This window comes from Actinomycetota bacterium, assembly GCA_030019255.1.
Lineage (GTDB): Bacteria > Actinomycetota > Geothermincolia > Geothermincolales > RBG-13-55-18 > Solincola_A.
Genome location: JASEFK010000036.1, coordinates 339 through 648, shown reverse-complemented (window position 1 = coordinate 648; position 310 = coordinate 339). Strand labels below are relative to the sequence as shown.

1 protein-coding gene is annotated in these 310 nt (G+C 70.0%); it reads left to right on the top strand.

Annotation, left to right across the window (positions count from 1 at the left end; all coding sequences use genetic code 11):
* Nucleotides 1-310, top strand: a 310-nt coding sequence (locus QME84_12735) for a hypothetical protein (protein ID MDI6875129.1), incomplete at both ends; no start/stop codon positions are given.

Sequence of the window (310 nt, the reverse complement as noted above, 5' to 3'; positions counted from 1 at the left end):
CGGGACGCGCGGAGGCCGGCGAGGACACCATCCGCGACATCACCGGCAACCCGCCTCGTCTGGGACTTCTGCTGCGCCAGGCGGTGCGGGAGATCGTGGTGGAGATCGAGGACCCGGAGGCGGCCCTGGACGAGGTATGCCGCACCCTGGAGAGGAGCGCCCTGCTCCTGAAGGAGCTGGACGACGACGAGCTGCGGCGCATGGACGTGGATGAGATCGCCAAGGCCGCCGCCTTCCTGGAACCCTCTGAGCTCAAGGGATACCTGCTGCGCGAGAAGCCCGAGGCCCTGCGCGAGCTGGAGCTGCGCCG